We start from the raw sequence: 19911 nt of genomic DNA on the forward strand, positions 1-19911 counted from the left end.
GGTTCAGGCCGGGGTGACGTTGGCCGTTTCAATCCGCTGCAACCGGGTGCAATATTCCGCAACAGCCTCCAGCGTCGCCGCGCGCGCCTCGACATGCGGTTCATGTCGGCACTCCAATATGGCGGTATCGACAGGGCAATAAGCGCGCGTTTCGATCTCGGCGATCTGGTCCAGCGTCCCGTATTGGTCGTTGCGCCCCTGAATGGCCAGAATGGGCACGCGAATATAGTCGATCACCTCGGCAACGTTCCACGTCCGGAACGCCGGATTCAGCCAGGCGTCGCTCCATCCAAAAAACGCGCCATCTGGATCATCGTGGTATTTTGCCAGCCTGCTTTTCAGACCAGAATTTTCATAAGAGCCTCGCGCCCTGGCAATTTCAGCCATTCCGATTTCTTCGGTAAAGAAATGCGGCGCCTCTAGGATCAGCCCGCGCACACGGTGGTCCTCGACACTTCCGGCATAGATCGCGGCAATGGTGGCCCCATCGGAATGCCCGAACAGGATGCAGTGTTTCACACCCGATTGATCCAGAACATGCGGCAGCACGTCGATTGCTTCACGAGTCATGAAATCCATGGGGCGCGGCAGGTCTGCCGGATCGGATTGACCATATCCCTGGCGGGAATAGGCCAGAACGCCCAGCCCGGTTTTGTCCGCAAGTTCCTGCGGAAAATCTCGCCACAGGGCCACGCTGCCCAGACCCTCGTGCAACAACACGATCGTTGGGGCGTCCGACGGCGCAGGGCCATAGCACGCGTATTCCAGTCGAATACCCCCGACATTCAAGGGCTTTGCCGGGGACCGGGTCCATTCGATCATGAAACGTCATCCCGCAATTTGAAACGCTGAATCTTGCCTGTCGCGGTTTTGGGCAGATCTTCGACAAATTCGATCCACCTTGGGTACTTCCACTTGCCGACCTTGTCTTTCACAAAATCCTGCAGTTCGCCGGCAAGGTCACCGCCTTCGCCGTCTTTCAGGACAATGAACGCTTTGGGCTTTTCCAATCCGTTTCCATCCTTTGCCGCAACAACGGCTGCTTCCAACACCGCGGGGTGTGCCACCAGTGCCTGCTCGACCTCGAACGGTGACACCCAGATACCCGATGTTTTGAACATGTCGTCGGTTCGCCCGCAATAGACATACCGCCCGTCTTCGGTCATTTCGTACTTGTCGCCGGTTCTGGTCCATTCGCCTTCGAATGTCGTGCGGCTTTTGTTGCGCTTGTTCCAGTATCCGTCTGCGGCAGATGCGCCCCGCACCAGCAATTCACCCAATTCGCCAACGCCCACGTCGCTGCCGGTTTCGTCGACAAGGCGGGTTTCGTACCCCGGAACCGGACGCCCCGATGTGCCATAGGCTACGTCATCCGGTGCGTTGGACAAAAAGATGTGCAGCATTTCGGTTGATCCCACGCCATCCAGTATGTCTGTGTTCAACAACCGTGCCCAGCTGCGGCCGATTTCTTCGGGCAGGGCTTCACCCGCAGAAATGCAGCGGCGCAGTGTGACATCCGGCACGTCCCCGGCTTCAAGTTGTGCAACCATCCCGGCGTAGAGTGTAGGAACACCGCAAAATACCGTGGGCTGTTCGGCTGCGATGATCTCGATCATGCCTTCTGGTGTAGGGCGGCCATTGAAAAGCAGGGTTTCGGCCCCCACGGACATCGGAAAGGTCATGGCATTGCCCAGACCATATGCAAAGAACAGCTTGGCCGCAGAAAACAGAATATCATCCGGTTTGATCTGCAGAACTTGCGCCCCATAGGTATCTGCCGTTGCCCTTAGGCTGGCGTGGACATGGCGAACGCCTTTTGGTTGACCCGTCGAACCCGAGGAGTAGAGCCAGAACGCGGTGTCGTCATCTGATGCGTCAACCGCCTTTACCGGCATGGCATTTGCCATGAATGCATCGAAACTTATGGTCCCGTCCGGAGCCGAGCCAATCACCACAATACGTTCCAGGTATGGCGAGGTCAGCGCAACTGAACCGATGACCGGCCAAAGCTCTTGAGAGACAAACAGGCAGGTCGCGCGACTGTCGTGCAAGATGGTTTCGTAGACGGGCGGGGCCAGCAGTGTGTTCAGCGGGACCGGCACAACGCCTGCCTTCAGGCAGCCCCAGAATATCTGCGGGAATTCGATCTGATCCAGAACCAGCATCGCGGCCCGCGATTCCCTGGCGATGCCTGCCCGGGTCAGCGCTCCGGCGACCTGGCCCGACGTATCGGACAGTTCACCATAAGACATGGTGCGCTTATGCCCTGCGATTTCCCGAAAAGCCGTCTTGTGCGACCCGCCTTCGTCCACGTGCCGATCCACGAAGTACAGAGCCGCATTGCCGTTCATGGTCATCTCTCCCGGTTTGGGTGGAGGTGCTACGCGCGGGTGGCCCTCCTCTCCAGCCCGCGCGCGCCCCTCCCCTGGCGCGCAATAATGCATTCCAAACGCATTTATGCAAGATAGTGCCGATCACAAAAGGGTTTTTGTGCATCTTAATGCACCTATCGGCTATCCTGGCAACAAAAACAAGGTGATGGCCGGAAATGCGACAAGGATGATGACCCGAATGATATCTGACGCGACAAAGAACAGAACGGCCTTGTAGGTGTCCACCATGCGCGTGGTGCGATCCATGGCGTTGATGATGAACAGGTTCATGCCGACCGGAGGTGTGATCAACCCGACCTCGACCACGATCAGAACCAGAATACCAAACCAGATGGCGACATGTTCAGCTTCGATCCGGTTCGCCATGCCACGTGTGACGCGGATGCCCAGTTCCTTCATCTGGTCGCGGGTCAGTTCCGTACCGGTTGCGATGGCCTCCTGAATCGATGCAAGCATCCCGGCGCCCATACCTTCGGGGGTACCAGAACGCAGCACCTCCATCGCGGCATCTGCCTGCATGGCGGGCAGCGAGATCAGGTTGAAATCCATTGCCGATATGACCGGAAAGAAAATCGGAACTGTCAGAAGGATCATGGACAGGCTGTCCATAAGACACCCGAACACAAGATAGAAACACAGGATCAGTGCCAGTACCATCCAAGGAGAAAAGCCTTGGCTAACCACATAGTTCGACAGTTCCTGCGGCACCTGCGTGAGGGCCAGAAAACCGTTATAGAAGGCCGCACCTAGGATGATGAAAAAGATCATCGCTGTCGAACGTGCAGTGACAAGAAAGCTGTCTGTCAGCGTTTCGCGTGTCAGGCCGCCGTTGAAAAAGGCGATGACAGCGGTGCCGAATGCACCAACAGCCGCCCCTTCGGTGGGGGTGAACCACCCTAGATAGATACCGCCCACAACCAGCCCGAAGACGACCAGCACCGGCCAGACGTTCAGCAGGGCCGCAAACCGCTCGGAATAAGGCACCGGCGGACGGGTGCCGGCGCTTTCGGGATAAAGGCGCACATAGACTGATATCGCGATAACGTAGCCGATGGCGGCCAGAATTCCGGGGATGAACGCGGCAAGGAACAGCTTGGCAATATTCTGTTCGGTGAGGATCGCATAGATCACGAGCACAACCGAGGGCGGAATGAGGATACCCAGCGTGCCACCCGCAGCCAGGGTTGCCGTGGAAAACCCACCGGCATAGCCGTATTGACGCAGTTCCGGTAGCGCGACACGCCCCATCGTGGCCGCCGTGGCCAAAGAGGACCCACAAATGGCCCCAAATCCTGCGCAAGCCCCGATTGAGGCCATGGCGACGCCGCCGCGCCTGTGACCCAGCCAGCCCTCGGCGGCTTTGAACAGGGCATTCGACATCCCGCCAAGCGTTGCAAACTGTCCCATCAGCAGGAACATCGGCACGATGGTCAGCGAATAGCTGGAAAAGGTCGTGTAGGTTTCGTTCTTGAGGCGGGCAAAGGCAACCTGCGTACCATCGGTGACCAACACAAGTCCGACAAGACCCACAAGGAACATGGCCAGTCCAATGGGAACGCGCAGGAAAATCAGCGCCATCAATGCGGGAAAGGACGCAATACCGATCTCGAGGGCGGTCAATGGGATGCCTCCACGCCGTCCCAGATCAGGATGCGGCCCGTTGCAAATTCATAGGTACGAACGCAGGCCATGTAGACGCCTACAATCGCCGCCGCCAACGAGGCCGTAAAGCTGAGCGCATAGGCCCACCAGATCGGGAACTGCAGCAAAAAGGTCGTCTCGCCATAGGCTTTCTTGCTGACCATGCCGTCTCCCAGCTTCCACGTGATCAGGATCAGAACACCCGCAAAGACAATCTCGGTCACCATCCGAAGGAACCGGTTGACGCCCTTGGAAAAGGTGTTGGCCAGAATGTCGACCGACGCGTGACCGGCAGTGATCTGGCACAGTGGCAGGAAACAGAAAATTGCAAAGGCCACTCCGGCCTCGACCAGTTCAAAATCACCGTTCACAGGCCCGATGCCGATGCGGATTGCCCAGTCGGCAAAGCCCGGGGCAAGGGATTGCATGAACTCTCCGTGAAAGAACCCGTTCAGCAAGCGGCCCGAGATGGATATGCAGGTCAGCAGGATAAGCGCGCTCAGGACAATCCCGCCAATGATGGCCAATGTTCTGGCCAGCCCCATCATTACTTTGTGCATAAACTCTTGGCCTGTTCTTCGGAAGGTGCGGCCGCAGCACCTTTGCGCTGCGGCCTGCGGTCAGTTACCGGATCAGTTCGAATATTCCGGCGTGTACTTTTCGATCAGCATCTGCGCCTCTTCCAGCAGGGCCTGACCGTCTTTGCCCTTTGAATCCATGTCGGCGATCCACTCATCATAGATCGGCTGGGCCAGTTCGCGCCATTCTGCGACGCTGGCCTCGTCGATGGTGATGATGTTGTTGCCCAGATCCTCGGCCACAACGCGTGCCGGACCGTCCGCATCTGCCTGCGTTCCTCCGGCGAACACCGAAAACTCCAGCCCCGAATTGTCGTCGACCACCTTCTTCAGATCGTCCGGCAGGCTGTCGTACTTGTCCTTGTTCATTGCCAGCACGAAGGTCAGGGTATACAGCGCACGGCCATCGAATTCGGTGTGGTTTTCAACCAGTTCCGGCACCTTGAGGGCGGTTGTGACTTCCCATGGAATCGTGGTGCCGTCGATAACCCCTTTCGACAGGCCCTCGGGAACGGCGGGTACGGGCATGCCGACCGGCGTCGCCCCCAGCTTGGTCAGCAGCGAGTTGACAGAGCGCGAGCCGCCGCGAATCTTCATCCCCTGCAGATCATCCGGGCTTTCGACCGGGTCTGCAGTATGGATCATGCCGGGACCATGCACCCAGGTCCCGAGAATGTGGACGTCCTTGAATTCGTCATCCTTCATGTGTTTTTCGAACATTTCCCAGTACGCGTGGGAAACCGCCCGGGCATTCGTCATCATGAAGGGCAGTTCGAATACTTCGGTACTGGGGAATCGACCTGGCGTGTATCCAACGACGGTCCAGACAACATCCGCCACGCCGTCGATCGCTTGGTCCATCAGTTCCGGGGGTTTTCCGCCCAGCTGCATGGACGGGTACCGTTCAACCTTGATGCGGCCGTCCGAGTCCTTTTCCACGTTGTCTGCCCAGACATCCAGTACCAGTTTCGGCACGTTGGCCTGCGCTGGCAAAAACTGGTGCAGTTTCAGCGTGACCTCCTGTGCCATGGCTGTTCCTGCGCTGAAACCGGTGGCCAGCGCGGCAACGGCGGCCCCTCCGATCATGCTCAGAAGCGTTCTCCGATTGGTCATTTGATCCTCCCTTTGACCCCTCTTGCCTGGCGATATAATGCAAATTTTTGGAAAATATGCAAAATATTGCCATCATTTTTTTTCCGACCTTAGCGGCGCAGTCCGATTTCCCGGATTGGCGTCAAAGCCGGATAGCAGTTGCGTGACGTCTCCCTCTTGGTTCCAAGACTGCAACTGAAACGGGCCAACAGGCAAGCTTCGTCTTTGTTTCTGTTCGAACAAATGCCGTTCGAGGCGGTTGGGGAGGGTAACTATTCGGCCTCAGTCAGCGTCAGCCCGATGGGATCAAGGCCGTCGATTCCGCCAGTGATCACATCGCCCGCTACAACCGGACCAACCCCTGCCGGAGTGCCGGTCATGATCAGGTCGCCCGGTCGTAAGTGATAGAATCCTGAAAGATGGCTGATGATTTCGTCGATCTTCCAGATCATCTCGGAAAGATGCGCGTCCTGTCTGGTTGTGCCATTCACTTCAAGGTGGATGCGTCTGCCGTCAGAGGGTTGCCAATCGCTCGCTTTGGTCAGGGGCGCAAAAACGGCGGCGCTTTCGACATCCTTGCCCAGATCCCACGGGCGTTTCTTGTTGCGCTCACTGATCTGCAAATCCCGCCGGGTCATGTCCAGTGCGCAGCCATAGGCATACACCGCGTCCCACGCATTTTCCCTGCTGACGCGAAAGACAGGTTCACCGATGGCCAGCGCCAGTTCCATCTCGTGATGGTAGTTGTCGGTTCCGGGCGGATAAGGAATCACCGCACCCGACAAGATCGCATTCGGTGCGGATTTGGTAAAATAGAAAGGCGCCTCGCGATCGACCTCGTTTCCCATCTCGGCTGCGTGGGCCGCATAGTTCCGTCCGACGCAGAAAATTCGCCCCACTGGATATGTCCCGGTTTCTCCGTTTACCGGAATTTGGGGTGTTTGGGGGAGGGAAAAGAGAGCGTTGTTCATATCTGCCGTTCCTCGTGACTTGCCCGGTCTTGTCCCATTCGCGGCGGATCAGCTGTCCATCTCGTTCAGCTCATTCAGCAGGTCCAGCAATGTTTCATAGCCTTTCGGGCCCAGATGTGCGCGAATACGCTCGGACGCCTGAATGCTTGTCGTCAAATTGACCTGAATGATCTGATCTCCGGATTCGGTGATCTCGACGATTTGTCTGCGACGGTCGTTCGGGTCCGATTTACGCTGAATCAGAGCCTTTTCTTCCAGCTTTTGCAGTATCCGCGTCAGGCTGGGCAGCAGCAGGCAGGCCCGGTCGGCGATCCTTGTGGGATCCTGCGCCCCTTCTTCCTGCAGAACGCGCAAGACGCGCCACTGCTGTTCGGTGATACCCACATCTGCAAGCATCGTTCGGATCGGGCCCATCACGCTTTCCCGTGCACGCAACAACGCTATTGGCAGGGATCTGGATGTCAGTGGCAAGTCATTGGTCATGCGGAATCCTTGCCGAATTCCCGCCGCGCCGCAACCGGTGATTGCCAGCGCGCTTGACAGAATCAGAAAAATACTTCACATGTTAACAAAAGGAGGAGGCATATGCCGCATATCACCGTGGACTATTCAGCCAATATGGAAGACCGGGTTGATATGGCCGGGTTTTGCAACGCGCTGCGCGAAGCAGCGATTGCAACGGGCGTATTGCCCATAGCTGGTGTCAGAGTCAGGGCCATCCGCGCCGATCATGTGTCCATTGCCGACGGTAATCCTTGGCACGGCTATATCGACATTTCTGTCCGGTTGCGCGGCGGACGTGATTTGCAAACGCGCAAGGCGGCAACGCAGAAGATCTTTGACGCGGCACAGACCTTCCTTGAACCGGTACTGCAACAATTCCCGGTCGCCCTGTCCCTCGAGATGCGGGACATCGATCCGGACCTGTCCCCAAAAACCGGCACGATCCGGGACCATCTGAAAAAGGTTGATTGAGATGACTGACCTGCAAGCAAATATCACGAAACTGGAAAAGCATCTCGACCGCTTTCGCGGCGATGGAATCCTGAACCTGATCGGCGGTGAAACGGTTCCAGCGTTGTCCGGCGAGACGTTCGAAACACATTCTCCGGTGGACGAAAGCCTGATCTGTCCTGTGGCGCGGAGTGGGGCCGAAGATATTGACGCGGCTGCGGCTGCGGCCAAGGCGGCCTTTCCCGCGTGGCGCGACATGCCAGCGCTTGAACGCAAGAAGATTTTGCATCGTATCGCCGATCTGATTGTCGAGCGTGCAGAAGAGATCGCATTCTGCGAGTGCTGGGATACAGGTCAGGCCCTGCGGTTCATGTCCAAGGCCGCCCTGCGTGGGGCTGAAAATTTCCGGTTCTTCGCCGATCGCGCCCCGGCGGCCCGGGACGGGCAGAACTTGCAGTCCGCGACATTGATGAATGTCACGACGCGGGTTCCGATCGGACCGGTGGGTGTCATTACACCATGGAACACGCCGTTTATGCTCAGCACCTGGAAAATTGCGCCTGCTCTGGCGGCAGGATGTACGGTGGTGCACAAACCGGCAGAGTTTTCGCCGCTGACGGCCAGAATACTGGCCGAAATCGCGCATGAGGCCGGCCTTCCCGCCGGGGTCTGGAACCTTGTAAACGGATTTGGTGAGGATGCAGGCAAGCGCCTGACCGAACATCCCGATATCAAGGCCATCGCTTTTGTCGGCGAAAGCAAAACCGGTTCAATGATCATGAGACAGGGGGCCGAAACGCTTAAACGGGTGCATTTCGAGCTTGGCGGCAAGAACCCGGTCATCGTGTTTGACGATGCCGATCTGGACCGTGCGCTGGATGCGGCGATATTCATGATCTACTCGCTGAATGGCGAACGCTGCACCTCGTCTTCCCGGTTGCTCATTCAGGACAGTGTGGCGGATGAGTTTCTGGCCAAACTGACGGAGCGTGTGAACAATATCCGCGTTGGCCATCCGCTGGATCTGGCGACCGAGATCGGCCCACTGATCCATCAGGAGCACTTTAGCAAGGTCACGTCCTATTTCGATATCGCAAGGAAAGATGGCGCGACCATTGCGGCAGGTGGTGAAAGGGTTGGTGACAAGGGTTGGTTCGTGCGCCCGACGCTGTTTACCGATGCGACCAATGACATGACGATTGCGCAGGAAGAAATTTTTGGTCCGGTCCTGACGGCGATCCGGTTCACGGACGAAAATCAGGCTCTAACACTAGCAAATGACACTCAATATGGCCTGACGGGATATGTTTGGACCAACGATCTGACTCGTGCGCTGCGCTTTACCAACGCTCTTGAGGCGGGGATGATCTGGGTCAACAGCGAAAACGTCCGCCATCTGCCGACCCCGTTTGGCGGTGTCAAAGCCAGCGGCATCGGCCGCGACGGCGGGGACTGGTCGTTTGAGTTCTACATGGAGCAAAAACATGTCGGTTTTGCCACCGGCCAGCACGCCATTCCGCGCCTTGGCGCCTGAACCCGCATAGAAACGCGCATCCTGTTTTAAGGAGGAGAAAATGGGCGAAATCGTTCTGGCAGCAAAATGCACGCACGTTCCGACCATGTTGATGTCGGAACAGCCCGGACGTCTGGAAGGTGCTCGGAAACCGGCAATCGACGGGCACCGGGAAATCGCACGACGCGCCAAGGCGCTGGGCGCGGATACGATTGTGATCTGCGATACCCACTGGGTGATCAACGCGGGCTATCACATCAACGCAAACCATCGGTTCAAGGGGCTGTTCACTTCAAATGAATTCCCGCAATTCATCCAGAACCTGCCTTACGAATACGAAGGCAATGCGGCACTGGGCGATGCGATTGCGGAAAAAGCCAGCGACATGGGCGTCTATACCTTGTCGCATCAGCTCGACTCGCTGGAGCTGGAATACGGTACGCTGGTTCCGATGCGCTTCATGAGCCGCGAGGGGGATTTCAAGGTGGTTTCCGTCGCTGCCTGGTGCACCGTTCACGGTCACGACGAAAGCCGTATCGTTGGCGAGGCGATCCGGGCCGCGATCGAAGAGAGCGACAATAAGGTTCTGCTGGTCGCATCAGGTTCGCTCAGCCACAAAATCTGGGCCAACAAGGACTATGCCGCCAATAATGGCACCTTCACCATCAGCTCGGAATTCAATCGTCAGGTCGATCTGCACGTTCTGGATATGTGGCAAAAGGGTGATCACGCGACATTCCTAAAGATGCTCGGAGAATATGCCGAATTTTGCTGTGGAGAGGGGTCAATGCACGACACCGCGATGCTTTACGGTGCGTTGGGCTGGGACAGTTACACCGCGCCCTGCGAAGTCATTACCGAATATTTCCCCAGTTCCGGTACCGGACAGACCAACGTGATCTTTCCGGTTCAGTAAGGAGGACAAACATGCCTGTACCTGCACCAAACCTCTATCCGCCGTTCAACATCGTCCGGTTGAGCCACGTGGAATACCGCGTCACCGATCTGGCCGCGTCGCGCGCGTTTTACGTGGACACTCTAGGCCTTCAGGTCACGCACGAAGATGATACCCACATCTATCTGCGAGCCATGGAGGAACGCGGGCATCATTGCATCGTTCTGGTACAGGCTGATCTGGCCGAGGTCGGAGTGCTTGGTTTCAAGCTGTTTGACGAGCCCGATCTGGACAAGGCGGCAGAGTTCTTTTCGGCTCGTGGTCTGCCTGTGGACTGGGTCGAGCGCCCGCATATGGGCCGCACACTGCGCACCCGTGATCCGTGGGGCATTCCGCTGGAGTTTTACGTCAAAATGGATCGACTTGAGCCGATTCATCAGAAATACAGGCTCTATAACGGGGTAAAACCACTGCGGATCGATCATTTCAACATGTTCTCGGCAGATGTGGATGCCTCGGTCGCGTTCTACAATCACATGGGATTCCGCGTTACCGAGTTCACCGAAGACGACGAAAGCGGTAAGGTCTGGGCCGCCTGGATGCACCGCAAGGGTGGGGTACATGATGTGGCCTTTACCAACGGACTTGGCCCGCGTCTGCACCACACCGCGTTCTGGGTACCGAACCCGCTGAACATCATTGACCTTCTCGATCTGATGTCCACCACTGGCTACGTGGACAATATCGAACGAGGACCGGGTCGCCATGGCATTTCCAACGCATTTTTCCTGTATGTGCGTGATCCTGACGGGCATCGGATCGAAATCTACTGCTCGGACTATCAAACCGTCGATCCCGATCTTGAGCCGATCAAATGGTCGCTGACCGATCCGCAGCGTCAGACATTGTGGGGCGCCCCCGCACCGCGCAGCTGGTTCGAAGAGGGCTCGACTTTCGAAGGGGCCAAAACGGTTCAGAGCGCACTGAACGCGCAACCCATCATCGCGCCGTAAGGGGTCAGGAATGAAATGGAACGAATTTGCTAGTTGGGGCAAAAAGGTAGCCGACTGGTCGCAGGACTATCACCTGACCGTCGGTGAAAAACCGGTGCGGGCGCGTACCGAGCCCGGAGATATTCTGAATGCGCTACCGGTCAGCCCGCCAGAGGCGTCCGAGGCGATGGAGGAAATCTTCAAGGATTTCGAAGACATCGTGATGCCGGGGATTACCCATTGGCAGCACCCCCGGTTCTTTGCCTACTTCCCGAGCAACGCGACGCCGCCGTCTGTTCTGGCCGACTACCTGATCGCCACCGTTTCGCCACAGTGCATGTTGTGGCAGACATCTCCGGCGGCCACAGAAATGGAAACCCGCGTGCTGGACTGGTTGCGTCAGGGTTTGGGTTTGCCGGACGGGTTTCATGGTGTCATTCAGGACAGCGCAAGCGGGGCGACCCTTGCCGCCGTTCTGACCATGCGCGAGCGGGCGCTGAACTGGCAAGGCAATACAAAAGGTCTTGCAGGTCAGTCACCGGTTCGGGTCTATGCCTCTGGCGAAGTTCATACCTCGATCGACCGGGCAATCTGGATCGCGGGTATCGGTGAAGACAACCTTGTTCGCATTCCCGTAGAAGGTCCAAATCGCGGCATGCAGGTTGAAAAACTGCGGGAAGCCATTCGGGCTGATCGTGAAGCGGGGTTAACCCCTGCAGGAATTGTTGCCTGTGTCGGTGGGACGGGTGTTGGCGCAACTGACAACATCTCGGATGTCGCGGACGTCGCGCGTGAAGAAGGTCTTTATCTTCATGTTGATGCCGCATGGGCCGGAAACGCGATGATCTGCCCCGAGTTTCGTGCTTTCTGGGCCGGTGTCGAACGGGCTGATTCCATTGTTTTTAACCCATATAAGTGGATCGGCGGCCAATTCGATGGCTCGGTTCATTTTGTCCGTTCGCCCGAGGATCTGACCCAAACGCTTGCCATCAGTCCCGAATTCCTCAAAACCCATGGCAAGGACGGCATCATCAATTATTCCGAATGGTCGGTGCCGCTGGGCCGACGGTTCCGCGCGCTTAAGCTGTGGTTTCTGATCCGCGCCTACGGGTTGGAGGGGTTGCGCGAGCGGGTACGTAATCATGTGAAATGGTCACAGGCTTTGCATGACAAGCTGGCTGCAGAACCGGATTTTCAAATTGTGACTCAGCCGATGTGGTCGCTCTGGACCTTCCGGTTCGTGCCGGATCCGAATGCCGATCTGGATGATTTGAACCTGCGTCTGGTGAACGCCATCAATGACGATGGGCGCATCTATCTGACGCAGACTCGCGTGGATGGTGATCTGGCGATCCGGTTTCAGGCCGGTCAGTTCGAGACGACGGAAAAGGATGTGATGATGGCCTATGACGTCATCACTGAAATTGCACGAGGGCTTGCGTGATGCGGTTTGCTACATTCAGTTCAAATGGTCAGACATTCTATGGTGTCGCGACTGAAGGCGGCATGATCGCGCTGTCGCCGGAATTCCCGGACTGGCCGACTCTGCGCGAGGTGATCGGGGCTGACGGGCTGCACGATCTGGCGATGGCCGCCAAGGGTAGGGACGTCACCCATCCCAACGGCAGCTTCACCTATGAAACTCCGATCCCCGCGCCGGAAAAAATCATCTGCGTTGGCGTAAATTTCCCGGACCGCAATGCGGAATACAAGGATGGCAAGGAAGCGCCGCCGAACATGTCGCTGTTCATCCGGTTCCCCAGATCGTTCACCGGGGCAGAGCGGCCATTGATCCGCCCGCCGGAAACGCCACAGCTGGACTATGAGGGCGAGATTGCCGTGATCATCGGCAAGGGCGGTCGGCGCATTTCGCAGGACAAGGCGTATGAGCATATCGCGGCGGTGTCACTGTGCAACGAAGGCACGCTGCGTGACTGGGTGCGGCATGCGAAATTCAATGTCACGCAAGGCAAGAACTGGGACAGTTCCGGGGCAATTGGTCCTTGGTTAGTGCCTTTTTCAGCATCTGCGCAGCTGGACGATATTCGTCTGACCACGAAGGTGAATGGCGAGTTGCGCCAGGACGACCGGACCAGCCGGATGCTGTTCCCGATCCGGCGCCAGATCGAATATATCTCGACCTTCACGACACTGGTGCCCGGTGACATCATCATAACCGGCACCCCCACAGGCGCGGGCGCCCGCTTTGAACCACCCCGCTTTCTGAAACCCGGAGACGTCATCGAGGTTGAGGCCGAAGGCATCGGCAAGCTGGTTAACACGGTGGCAGACGAATGACACCGGATCAGCATAAGGAGGCCGCCGAGACCTTGTTTGAGGCTGAGGTGAGCGGGAAACAATGCGGCCTGTTGAGCCTGCGCTACCCGGGCATGACGCTGGACGACGCGTATGCCGTACAGAAGCGTCTGGTTGACCGAAAGCTGGCAACGGGACGACGGCGCATCGGCTGGAAAATCGGCCTGACCAGCCGTGCCATGCAGGACGCGCTGGGCATCGACACGCCGGACAGCGGCGTTTTGCTGGATGATATGGCTTTCGATACCGGCGGCACTGTTCCTGCCGGGCGGTTCATCCAGCCTCGTATCGAGGCCGAGATTGCGTTTGTCATGAAAGCACCACTTGCCGGAGCGGATTGCTCGCGCGACGATGTGCTGATCGCAACGGACTATGTTTGTCCGTCGCTGGAAATCCTCGACACGCGCATCCTGCGCGCCGATCCCGAATCGGGACAGGCGCGGGTCGTGACGGATACGATCAGCGACAACGCCGCAAATGCAGGGGTTGTTCTGGGGCTCGAACGCCACCGTGTCGACGCCCATGATCTGCGTTGGGTCGGTGCGTTGGTGACGCGAAACGGGACGGTCGAGGAAACAGGCCTTGGCGCCGGGGTTCTGAACGATCCTGCTACCTCGGTTCTGTGGCTGGCCCGGCGCATGGCCGGGTATGGACTTGCCATCGAAGCCGGGGATATCGTTTTGTCGGGCTCGTTCATCCGCCCGATCGAAGCCCCGGCCGGATCTGTGTTCCACGCCGCTTTCGGGCCATTCGGCTCGGTTCATATCAATTTTGCCTGAAGGGATTATGCAATGCCAGCTCCGGTAAACAGATTCAAACAGGCTCTGATAAAGGGTGAAAGGCAGATTGGTTGCTGGATGAGCTTTGCCGAGGCAAGCGTGGCTGAGATCATGGGAACAACCGGTTTCGACTGGCTGGTGATCGACGGAGAGCACGCGCCAAACGACATCCGGTCGATCCGCGATCAGTTGATGGCTCTCGCGAACAGCCCCTCGCATCCGGTTGTGCGTGTGCCTGTTGGCGAAACTTGGATGATCAAGATGGTTCTGGATGCTGGTGCACAGACGGTACTGGTGCCGATCGTGGAAAGCGCGGAACAAACGCGCGAACTGGTACGGGCGTGCCGGTACCCGCCACACGGGGTACGCGGGGTAGGCGCAACCGCCGCACGTGCAACCATGTTCGGAACGGCGGGCGAGTACATTCAGACAGCAGATCAACAGGTCTGCCTGCTGGTACAGGTGGAAAATCGCGCCGGCATTGAGGCCCTGAACGAGATCTTGCAGGTGGATGGTGTCGATGGCGTTTTCATCGGCCCTGCGGATCTGTCAACGGATATGGGATTTCAGGGAAACAGCGCCGCGCCTGAGGTGCGCGCAGTGGTTGCCGATGCAATATCCCGCATCAAGGCTGCCGGCAAAGCACCGGGCATTCTGGGCACGACAGAAGAGGCGACGCAGGCCTATCTGGATATGGGTGCGCAGTTTCTGGCGGTTGGGATCGACGTGATGGTTCTGGCCAAAAATGCGCGATCTTTGTCAGCGCATTGGCAGGCCAAATAGGGAATACGTATTTCCGCATAATTGACCCAAACCCCCCCTCGCCGTTAGCTTTATCTCATTCAGATATTTCAGCGCCGAAACCGTGGCGCACCACCGGGGAGGAGTAACGTGAAACGCATTCTGTGCGCAGGGATGGTGTCCGCATTCGCGCTGGCAACAGCCGCAACGGCCGACATCAAGATCGCCCATGTCTATGGCAAGACAGGTCCATTCGAGGCTTATGCCAAACAATCCCATGACGGGCTGATGCTGGGGCTGGAATATGCCACCGGCGGCACCATGGAAGTCAATGGCGAGAAAATCGTCGTGATCGAAAAGGACACACAGCTCAAGCCTGAGAACGGCAAGGCATTGCTGGAAGAAGCCTATGGCGATGACGAAGTTGATCTGGCGGTAGGCCCGGTCAGTTCCGGCGTTGCACTGGCGATGCTGCCGGTCGCCGAAGAATACGAAAAACTGCTGATCGTGGAACCTGCAGTGGCGGATTCCATTACCGGCGAAAACTGGAATCGCTATGTATTCCGTACGGGCCGCAACTCCTCGCAGGATGCGGTTGCCAACGCGATTGCCTTGGCGGGTGAAGGTGTCCATATCGCGACGCTGGCGCAGGACTATGCCTTTGGTCGCGACGGTATCTCTGCCTTCAAGGAGGCGCTGGAAGGGGCCGGGTCGGGTATTGTGCACGAAGAATATGTGCCAACGGACACCACGGACTTTACGGCCGCAGCGGAACGGATTTTCAACGCGATGAAGGATCTGGACGGCGAAAAGCGCCTGTTCATCATCTGGGCCGGTGGCGGTAACCCGATGGGCAAGATCAACGCGATGGACCCCAGTCGTTTTGGTATCGAGATCGCGACGGGCGGGAACATTCTGGCGGCCATGAAAGGCTACAAGGATTTTCCGGGCATGCAGGGCGCGACCTATTATTACTACGACATTCCGGATAATCCGGTGAACGATTGGCTGGTGAAAGAACACGAAGCGCGCTTCGGCACACCGCCCGACTTCTTCACTGCCGGTGGCATGGCGGCGGGCATTGCCGTGGTCGAAGCGATCAAGAAGGCAGGGGGTGCCGATACCGAGGAGCTGATCACTGCCATGGAAGGCATGGAGTGGGAAACGCCCAAGGGCAAGATGAAGTTCCGCCCCGAAGACCATCAGGCGATGCAATCCATGTACCACTTCAAGATCAAGGTGGATGACAATGTCGAGTGGGCCATCCCCGAGCTTGTCCGTGAGTTGACGATCGACGATCTTCCGATCCCTGTTCGCAACCAGTAATCCCTGTGACCTTGTCCGGTCCGGAACCTGCGGGGTTTCGGGCCGGTCCTTTGAAAAGAGACGCCCACAGCTATGCCCTCCCCTATTCTTGCAACCGAGGACCTGACAGTTCGTTTCGGCGGTCATGTCGCGGTGGACACGGTGACCTGTTCGTTTGATGCCGGAGAGCTGACGGCTATCGTTGGCCCAAATGGCGCAGGCAAGACGACCTATTTCAACCTGATATCGGGTCAAACCCCCGCCTCGGCCGGCCGGGTTTTTCTGCGTGGGAATGATATTTCGGGTCAGTCGGTATCGCGCCGGACCAAGGCGGGAATTGGCCGTGCGTTTCAACTGACCAATCTGTTTCCGAACCTGACTGTTCTTGAGAACGTTCGGCTTGTGGTTCAGGCCCGGTCCGGTCAGGGGTTCAATCTGCTGTCGATGGCAATCAGTCATGCCGAGCTGACGGATGCTGCCGATGCCATTCTGCAGCGGGTGCGTCTGCTGGACAGCCGCGATCAGGTCGTATCCGAACTGTCCCATGGTAATCAGCGGAAACTCGAGGTCGCGCTGCTGATTGCGCTGGACCCAAGCGTTTTCATGTTCGACGAACCCACCGCCGGGATGAGTGTGGACGAAGCGCCCGTCGTTCTGGATTTGATCGCGGAACTGAAAGAGTTGACGGACCGCACCATCTTGCTGGTCGAGCACAAGATGGATGTGATCCGAACGCTGGCGGATCGGATCATCGTTTTGCACAATGGCGCTCTGGCAGCTGACGGGCCACCTGCCGAGGTGATGGCATCGGATGTGGTGCAAGAAGCCTATATGGGGCGGGAGCTGGAAGATGTCTGATCCAATTCTCAGGCTTGAAGGCGTCTATACCAACATCGCGCAGTATCACATTCTGCAGGGTGTCGACCTGGAAGTGCCGCGTGGTGCGGTGACCATGCTGCTGGGGCGTAACGGCGTCGGCAAGACAACCACTTTGCGGACAATCATGGGGCACTGGCGCGCGCATCAGGGACGTATCTTGCTTGATGGCGAGGATATTACCCGCATGCCGACCCCGGCAATCGCACGGGCAGGCGTTGGTTTCGTGCCTGAAGACATGGGCATTTTCTCTGACCTGACGGTTGAGGAAAACATGACTCTGGCCGCCGTTTCCGGTGCCATAGATCCGAACCGGTTGGATTGGGTCTTTTCCGCCTTTCCACCGCTCAGGACTTTCTGGAAATCCGAGGCCGGGACTCTGTCCGGGGGACAGAAACAGATGCTGTCCATCGCGCGGGCCATGATTGAGGAACGCCGCCTGTATCTGATTGATGAACCGACCAAGGGGCTGGCTCCGGCCATCATCTCGACCATGGCGAGGGCTCTGAAGGACCTGAAGGAACAGGGCGCTTCGATCCTGCTGGTCGAGCAGAACTTCTCGGTCGCAAAAGCGCTGGGCGACAGCGCCAATGTCATGGATGACGGGCGCATGGTGTGGTCCGGCCAGATGGCGGAACTTGCCGGTGACGCGGACCTGCAGGAGCGGCTGATGGGCCTGAGCATGGAGGCGACGTGATGGTGAACCGGAACGGTGGCGCCGGAGATATTCAGCCTCCGGCGGGGATATTTTTTGCAAGAGGAAGAAGCGGGAATTGTCATGACTGCGGCACCTGAACACGCGCCTACGATTGCCCGGCTTTCACTGGTGGAGCGGCTGACGCCGTGGATGCCTGTCCTGCTGATTCCTGCGCTGGTCATCCTTGGGTTTCTGGTAATTCCAAGTTCCACGTCCTGGTTGACCCTGACAGTATCGGGGCTGGCGATGGGGATGATGATCTTTATCATGGCGTCCGGTCTGACGCTGGTGTTCGGGTTGATGGATGTCATCAATTTCGGCCACGGCGCCTTTGTCTCGGTCGGAGCGTTTGTCGGAGTGTCGGTGTTGCTGGTGCTGGGGCAGATGACTTCCGCGCCATCGCTGGCGCTGAACCTTGCCGCGCTGATGGTGGCGGTGTTCGGGGCCATGGCGGCAACCGGCGCGATGGGCTGGGCCTTTGAAAAGGTGATTGTCGAGCCGGTCTATGGTCATCATCTCAAGCAGATTCTGGTCACGATGGGCGGTCTGATCGTAGTTGAGCAGCTGATCATCGTCTTGTGGGGACCGGAGGAGATCTACATCGCACGGCCGGAGGCATTGAAAGGTGCGGTAACGTTTGCCGGTGCTGCGATCGAGAAATACCGTCTGGTCGCGGTTGGGGTCGGGCTGGTTGTCTTTGCCGTCATGCGGTGGGTTCTGCGTCGGACCAAGATCGGGCTGATCGTCCGTGCGGGCGTGGAAAACGGCGAGATGGTCGAGGCGCTGGGCTATCGCCTGCGGCTGGTCTTTGTTGGTGTATTCATTGCCGGTTCGGCGCTGGCCGGGCTGGGTGGTGTGATGTGGGGCCTTTATCAGGAGGTCATCACGGCGCATATGGGCAATCAGGCCATGATCCTGATTTTCATCGTGGTGATCATCGGCGGGCTGGGCAGTGTCGAAGGGTGTTTTATCGGCGCGCTGCTTGTGGGCCTTATGCAGAACTATGTTGCCTTTCTAGAGCCTAAAGTTGCCCTGATTTCGAACATCGGACTGATGGTCGCGATCCTGATGTGGCGCCCGATGGGCATGATCCCTGTGGTGAAAGCAAAATGATCAAAGCTGTTCTTTCGGGCGACACGCCCCGCTCGGTTCCTCTGGCCCTGATCCTCGGCGTAATTCTGATCTGTCTTGCGCTGGCGCCATTTCTGTTTCCCGGTGTGCGGACCGTGGATACGGCGGCACGTATCTGTATCTTTGTTGTTCTGGTGGCCAGCTATGATCTGTTGCTTGGCTACGGCGGTATCGTCAGCTTTGCGCATACCATGTTTTTCGGGATCGGGGCCTACGGCGTGGCGTTGGCTTCGACACATTTGGGTCGCGGGTTTGATGCGCTGATGCTGGGTTCGGTGGCCGGGGCAGTGGTTGCGGCAATACTGGCCCTGATTATCGGGCTGTTTTCGCTGCGCGTCAGAGCCATCTTTTTTGCAATGATCACACTTGCGGTGGCATCAGCGGTTGCCGTTCTTGTCAGTCAGCTGTCGGGCCTGACCGGTGGCGAGGATGGTCTGACGTTCAAAACACCACGGGCATTGGGGCCTGCGTTCAAATTTGGTGGTGAGCTGTTCGGCGTCAAACTGAATGGCAAGTTGCTGGCCTATTACCTGATCTTCTTTGGTAGTCTCGTCCTGTTCCTGTTGATGTTGCGGGTCGTGAATTCGCCGTTCGGGCGGGTCTTGCAGGCAATCAGGGAAAATGACTTTCGCGCTGAATCGATCGGATATCGGGTGGTGCAATATCGTGTTGCCGCCACATGCCTGTCGGCTGCGGTCGCGGCTTTGGCCGGCAGCCTTTACGCCATCTGGTTGCGATATGTGGGGCCGGATACGGTTCTGTCGATGGAGATCATGATCGATATCCTTTTGATGGTGGTGATCGGTGGAATGGGTACGATGTATGGGGCCATCATCGGGGCCACGGTATTTGTGATCGCCCAGAACTATCTGCAGGCCTTGATGGGGACGGCTTCGGGGCTTGTTGAAGGGTTGCCGGTGTTGCCACAACTGCTCAGCGCGGATCGCTGGCTGCTTTGGCTGGGTGTGCTGTTTATCCTGTCGGTTTATTTCTTTCCCACAGGTGTCGTCGGACGATTGCGTGGGAACAGGTAGCGG

At 57.8% G+C, this 19911-nt stretch carries 20 protein-coding genes; 13 read left to right on the top strand and 7 right to left on the bottom strand.

Going from position 1 to position 19911, the window contains the following annotated elements:
• Positions 1–3: 3 nt before the first annotated feature.
• The 7 genes from ACR0NA_RS08805 to hpaR all read right to left on the bottom strand — a co-directional run bounded on the left by ACR0NA_RS08805 (position 4) and on the right by hpaR (position 7158).
• The gene (locus ACR0NA_RS08805) at positions 4–822 is read right to left on the bottom strand and encodes an alpha/beta fold hydrolase (protein ID WP_480728090.1); all 819 of its coding nucleotides are present in this window, start codon (positions 820–822) and stop codon (positions 4–6) included.
• Complete coding sequence (locus ACR0NA_RS08810) at positions 819–2351, bottom strand: benzoate-CoA ligase family protein (RefSeq protein WP_480728092.1); 1533 nt, start codon at positions 2349–2351, stop codon at positions 819–821. Before ACR0NA_RS08810 ends, ACR0NA_RS08805 begins: the two co-directional genes overlap by 4 nt.
• Before the next feature lie 162 nt (positions 2352–2513).
• A complete protein-coding gene (locus ACR0NA_RS08815) occupies positions 2514–4013 on the bottom strand; it encodes a TRAP transporter large permease (protein WP_170653441.1) in 1500 nt (499 codons plus the stop codon).
• Entirely contained in the window at positions 4010–4594 is a 585-nt protein-coding gene (locus ACR0NA_RS08820) for a TRAP transporter small permease (protein ID WP_480728097.1), read from the bottom strand. The genes ACR0NA_RS08815 and ACR0NA_RS08820 overlap by 4 nt, the downstream gene beginning before the upstream one ends.
• A gap of 72 nt (positions 4595–4666) precedes the next feature.
• On the bottom strand, positions 4667–5725 hold the full coding sequence (locus ACR0NA_RS08825) for a TRAP transporter substrate-binding protein (protein ID WP_170653445.1): 1059 nt from the start codon (positions 5723–5725) through the stop codon (positions 4667–4669).
• Positions 5726–5976: 251 nt separating this feature from the next.
• Positions 5977–6675, bottom strand: coding sequence for a fumarylacetoacetate hydrolase family protein (locus ACR0NA_RS08830; protein WP_480728099.1), 699 nt, complete (start codon positions 6673–6675; stop codon positions 5977–5979).
• A gap of 48 nt (positions 6676–6723) precedes the next feature.
• Complete coding sequence (gene hpaR / locus ACR0NA_RS08835; protein WP_480728101.1) at positions 6724–7158, bottom strand: homoprotocatechuate degradation operon regulator HpaR; 435 nt, start codon at positions 7156–7158, stop codon at positions 6724–6726.
• 102 nt (positions 7159–7260) lie between these two features.
• Here hpaR and ACR0NA_RS08840 point away from each other — a divergent pair, with 102 nt between their 5' ends.
• The 13 genes from ACR0NA_RS08840 to ACR0NA_RS08900 all read left to right on the top strand — a co-directional run bounded on the left by ACR0NA_RS08840 (position 7261) and on the right by ACR0NA_RS08900 (position 19908).
• A complete protein-coding gene (locus ACR0NA_RS08840) occupies positions 7261–7650 on the top strand; it encodes a 5-carboxymethyl-2-hydroxymuconate Delta-isomerase (protein ID WP_480728103.1) in 390 nt (129 codons plus the stop codon).
• Between the two features lies 1 nt (position 7651).
• Positions 7652–9163 carry a 5-carboxymethyl-2-hydroxymuconate semialdehyde dehydrogenase gene (gene hpaE / locus ACR0NA_RS08845; protein ID WP_480728106.1) on the top strand — a complete coding sequence of 504 codons (1512 nt, stop codon included), beginning with the start codon at positions 7652–7654 and terminating at the stop codon, positions 9161–9163.
• Between the two features lie 40 nt (positions 9164–9203).
• Positions 9204–10058, top strand: coding sequence for a 3,4-dihydroxyphenylacetate 2,3-dioxygenase (hpaD, locus tag ACR0NA_RS08850; RefSeq protein ID WP_480728109.1), 855 nt, complete (start codon positions 9204–9206; stop codon positions 10056–10058).
• Positions 10059–10069: 11 nt separating this feature from the next.
• Complete coding sequence (gene hpaD / locus ACR0NA_RS08855) at positions 10070–11050, top strand: 3,4-dihydroxyphenylacetate 2,3-dioxygenase (protein WP_480728111.1); 981 nt, start codon at positions 10070–10072, stop codon at positions 11048–11050.
• A 10-nt stretch (positions 11051–11060) separates the two neighbouring features.
• Positions 11061–12473, top strand: a complete 1413-nt coding sequence (locus tag ACR0NA_RS08860) for a pyridoxal phosphate-dependent decarboxylase family protein (RefSeq protein WP_480728114.1) — start codon at positions 11061–11063, stop codon at positions 12471–12473.
• Positions 12473–13327 (top strand): fumarylacetoacetate hydrolase family protein, encoded by an 855-nt coding sequence (locus ACR0NA_RS08865; protein ID WP_480728117.1) that lies wholly within the window; start codon positions 12473–12475, stop codon positions 13325–13327. Before ACR0NA_RS08860 ends, ACR0NA_RS08865 begins: the two co-directional genes overlap by 1 nt.
• Positions 13324–14124, top strand: a complete 801-nt coding sequence (gene hpaH / locus ACR0NA_RS08870) for a 2-oxo-hept-4-ene-1,7-dioate hydratase (protein ID WP_480728119.1) — start codon at positions 13324–13326, stop codon at positions 14122–14124. The genes ACR0NA_RS08865 and hpaH overlap by 4 nt, the downstream gene beginning before the upstream one ends.
• Positions 14125–14136: 12 nt before the next feature.
• Positions 14137–14907 (top strand): HpcH/HpaI aldolase family protein, encoded by a 771-nt coding sequence (locus ACR0NA_RS08875; RefSeq protein ID WP_480728121.1) that lies wholly within the window; start codon positions 14137–14139, stop codon positions 14905–14907.
• 108 nt (positions 14908–15015) lie between these two features.
• A complete protein-coding gene (locus tag ACR0NA_RS08880; protein WP_480728123.1) occupies positions 15016–16191 on the top strand; it encodes a substrate-binding domain-containing protein in 1176 nt (391 codons plus the stop codon).
• Positions 16192–16263: 72 nt separating this feature from the next.
• Positions 16264–17028 (top strand): ABC transporter ATP-binding protein, encoded by a 765-nt coding sequence (locus ACR0NA_RS08885; RefSeq protein ID WP_480728125.1) that lies wholly within the window; start codon positions 16264–16266, stop codon positions 17026–17028.
• Entirely contained in the window at positions 17021–17743 is a 723-nt protein-coding gene (locus ACR0NA_RS08890) for an ABC transporter ATP-binding protein (RefSeq protein WP_480728128.1), read from the top strand. Before ACR0NA_RS08885 ends, ACR0NA_RS08890 begins: the two co-directional genes overlap by 8 nt.
• Before the next feature lie 81 nt (positions 17744–17824).
• Entirely contained in the window at positions 17825–18856 is a 1032-nt protein-coding gene (locus tag ACR0NA_RS08895; protein WP_480728130.1) for a branched-chain amino acid ABC transporter permease, read from the top strand.
• The gene (locus ACR0NA_RS08900) at positions 18853–19908 is read left to right on the top strand and encodes a branched-chain amino acid ABC transporter permease (RefSeq protein WP_170653477.1); all 1056 of its coding nucleotides are present in this window, start codon (positions 18853–18855) and stop codon (positions 19906–19908) included. The genes ACR0NA_RS08895 and ACR0NA_RS08900 overlap by 4 nt, the downstream gene beginning before the upstream one ends.
• Positions 19909–19911 lie beyond the last annotated feature (3 nt).

The sequence above is a fragment of the Ruegeria sp. C11 genome, assembly GCF_056537725.1.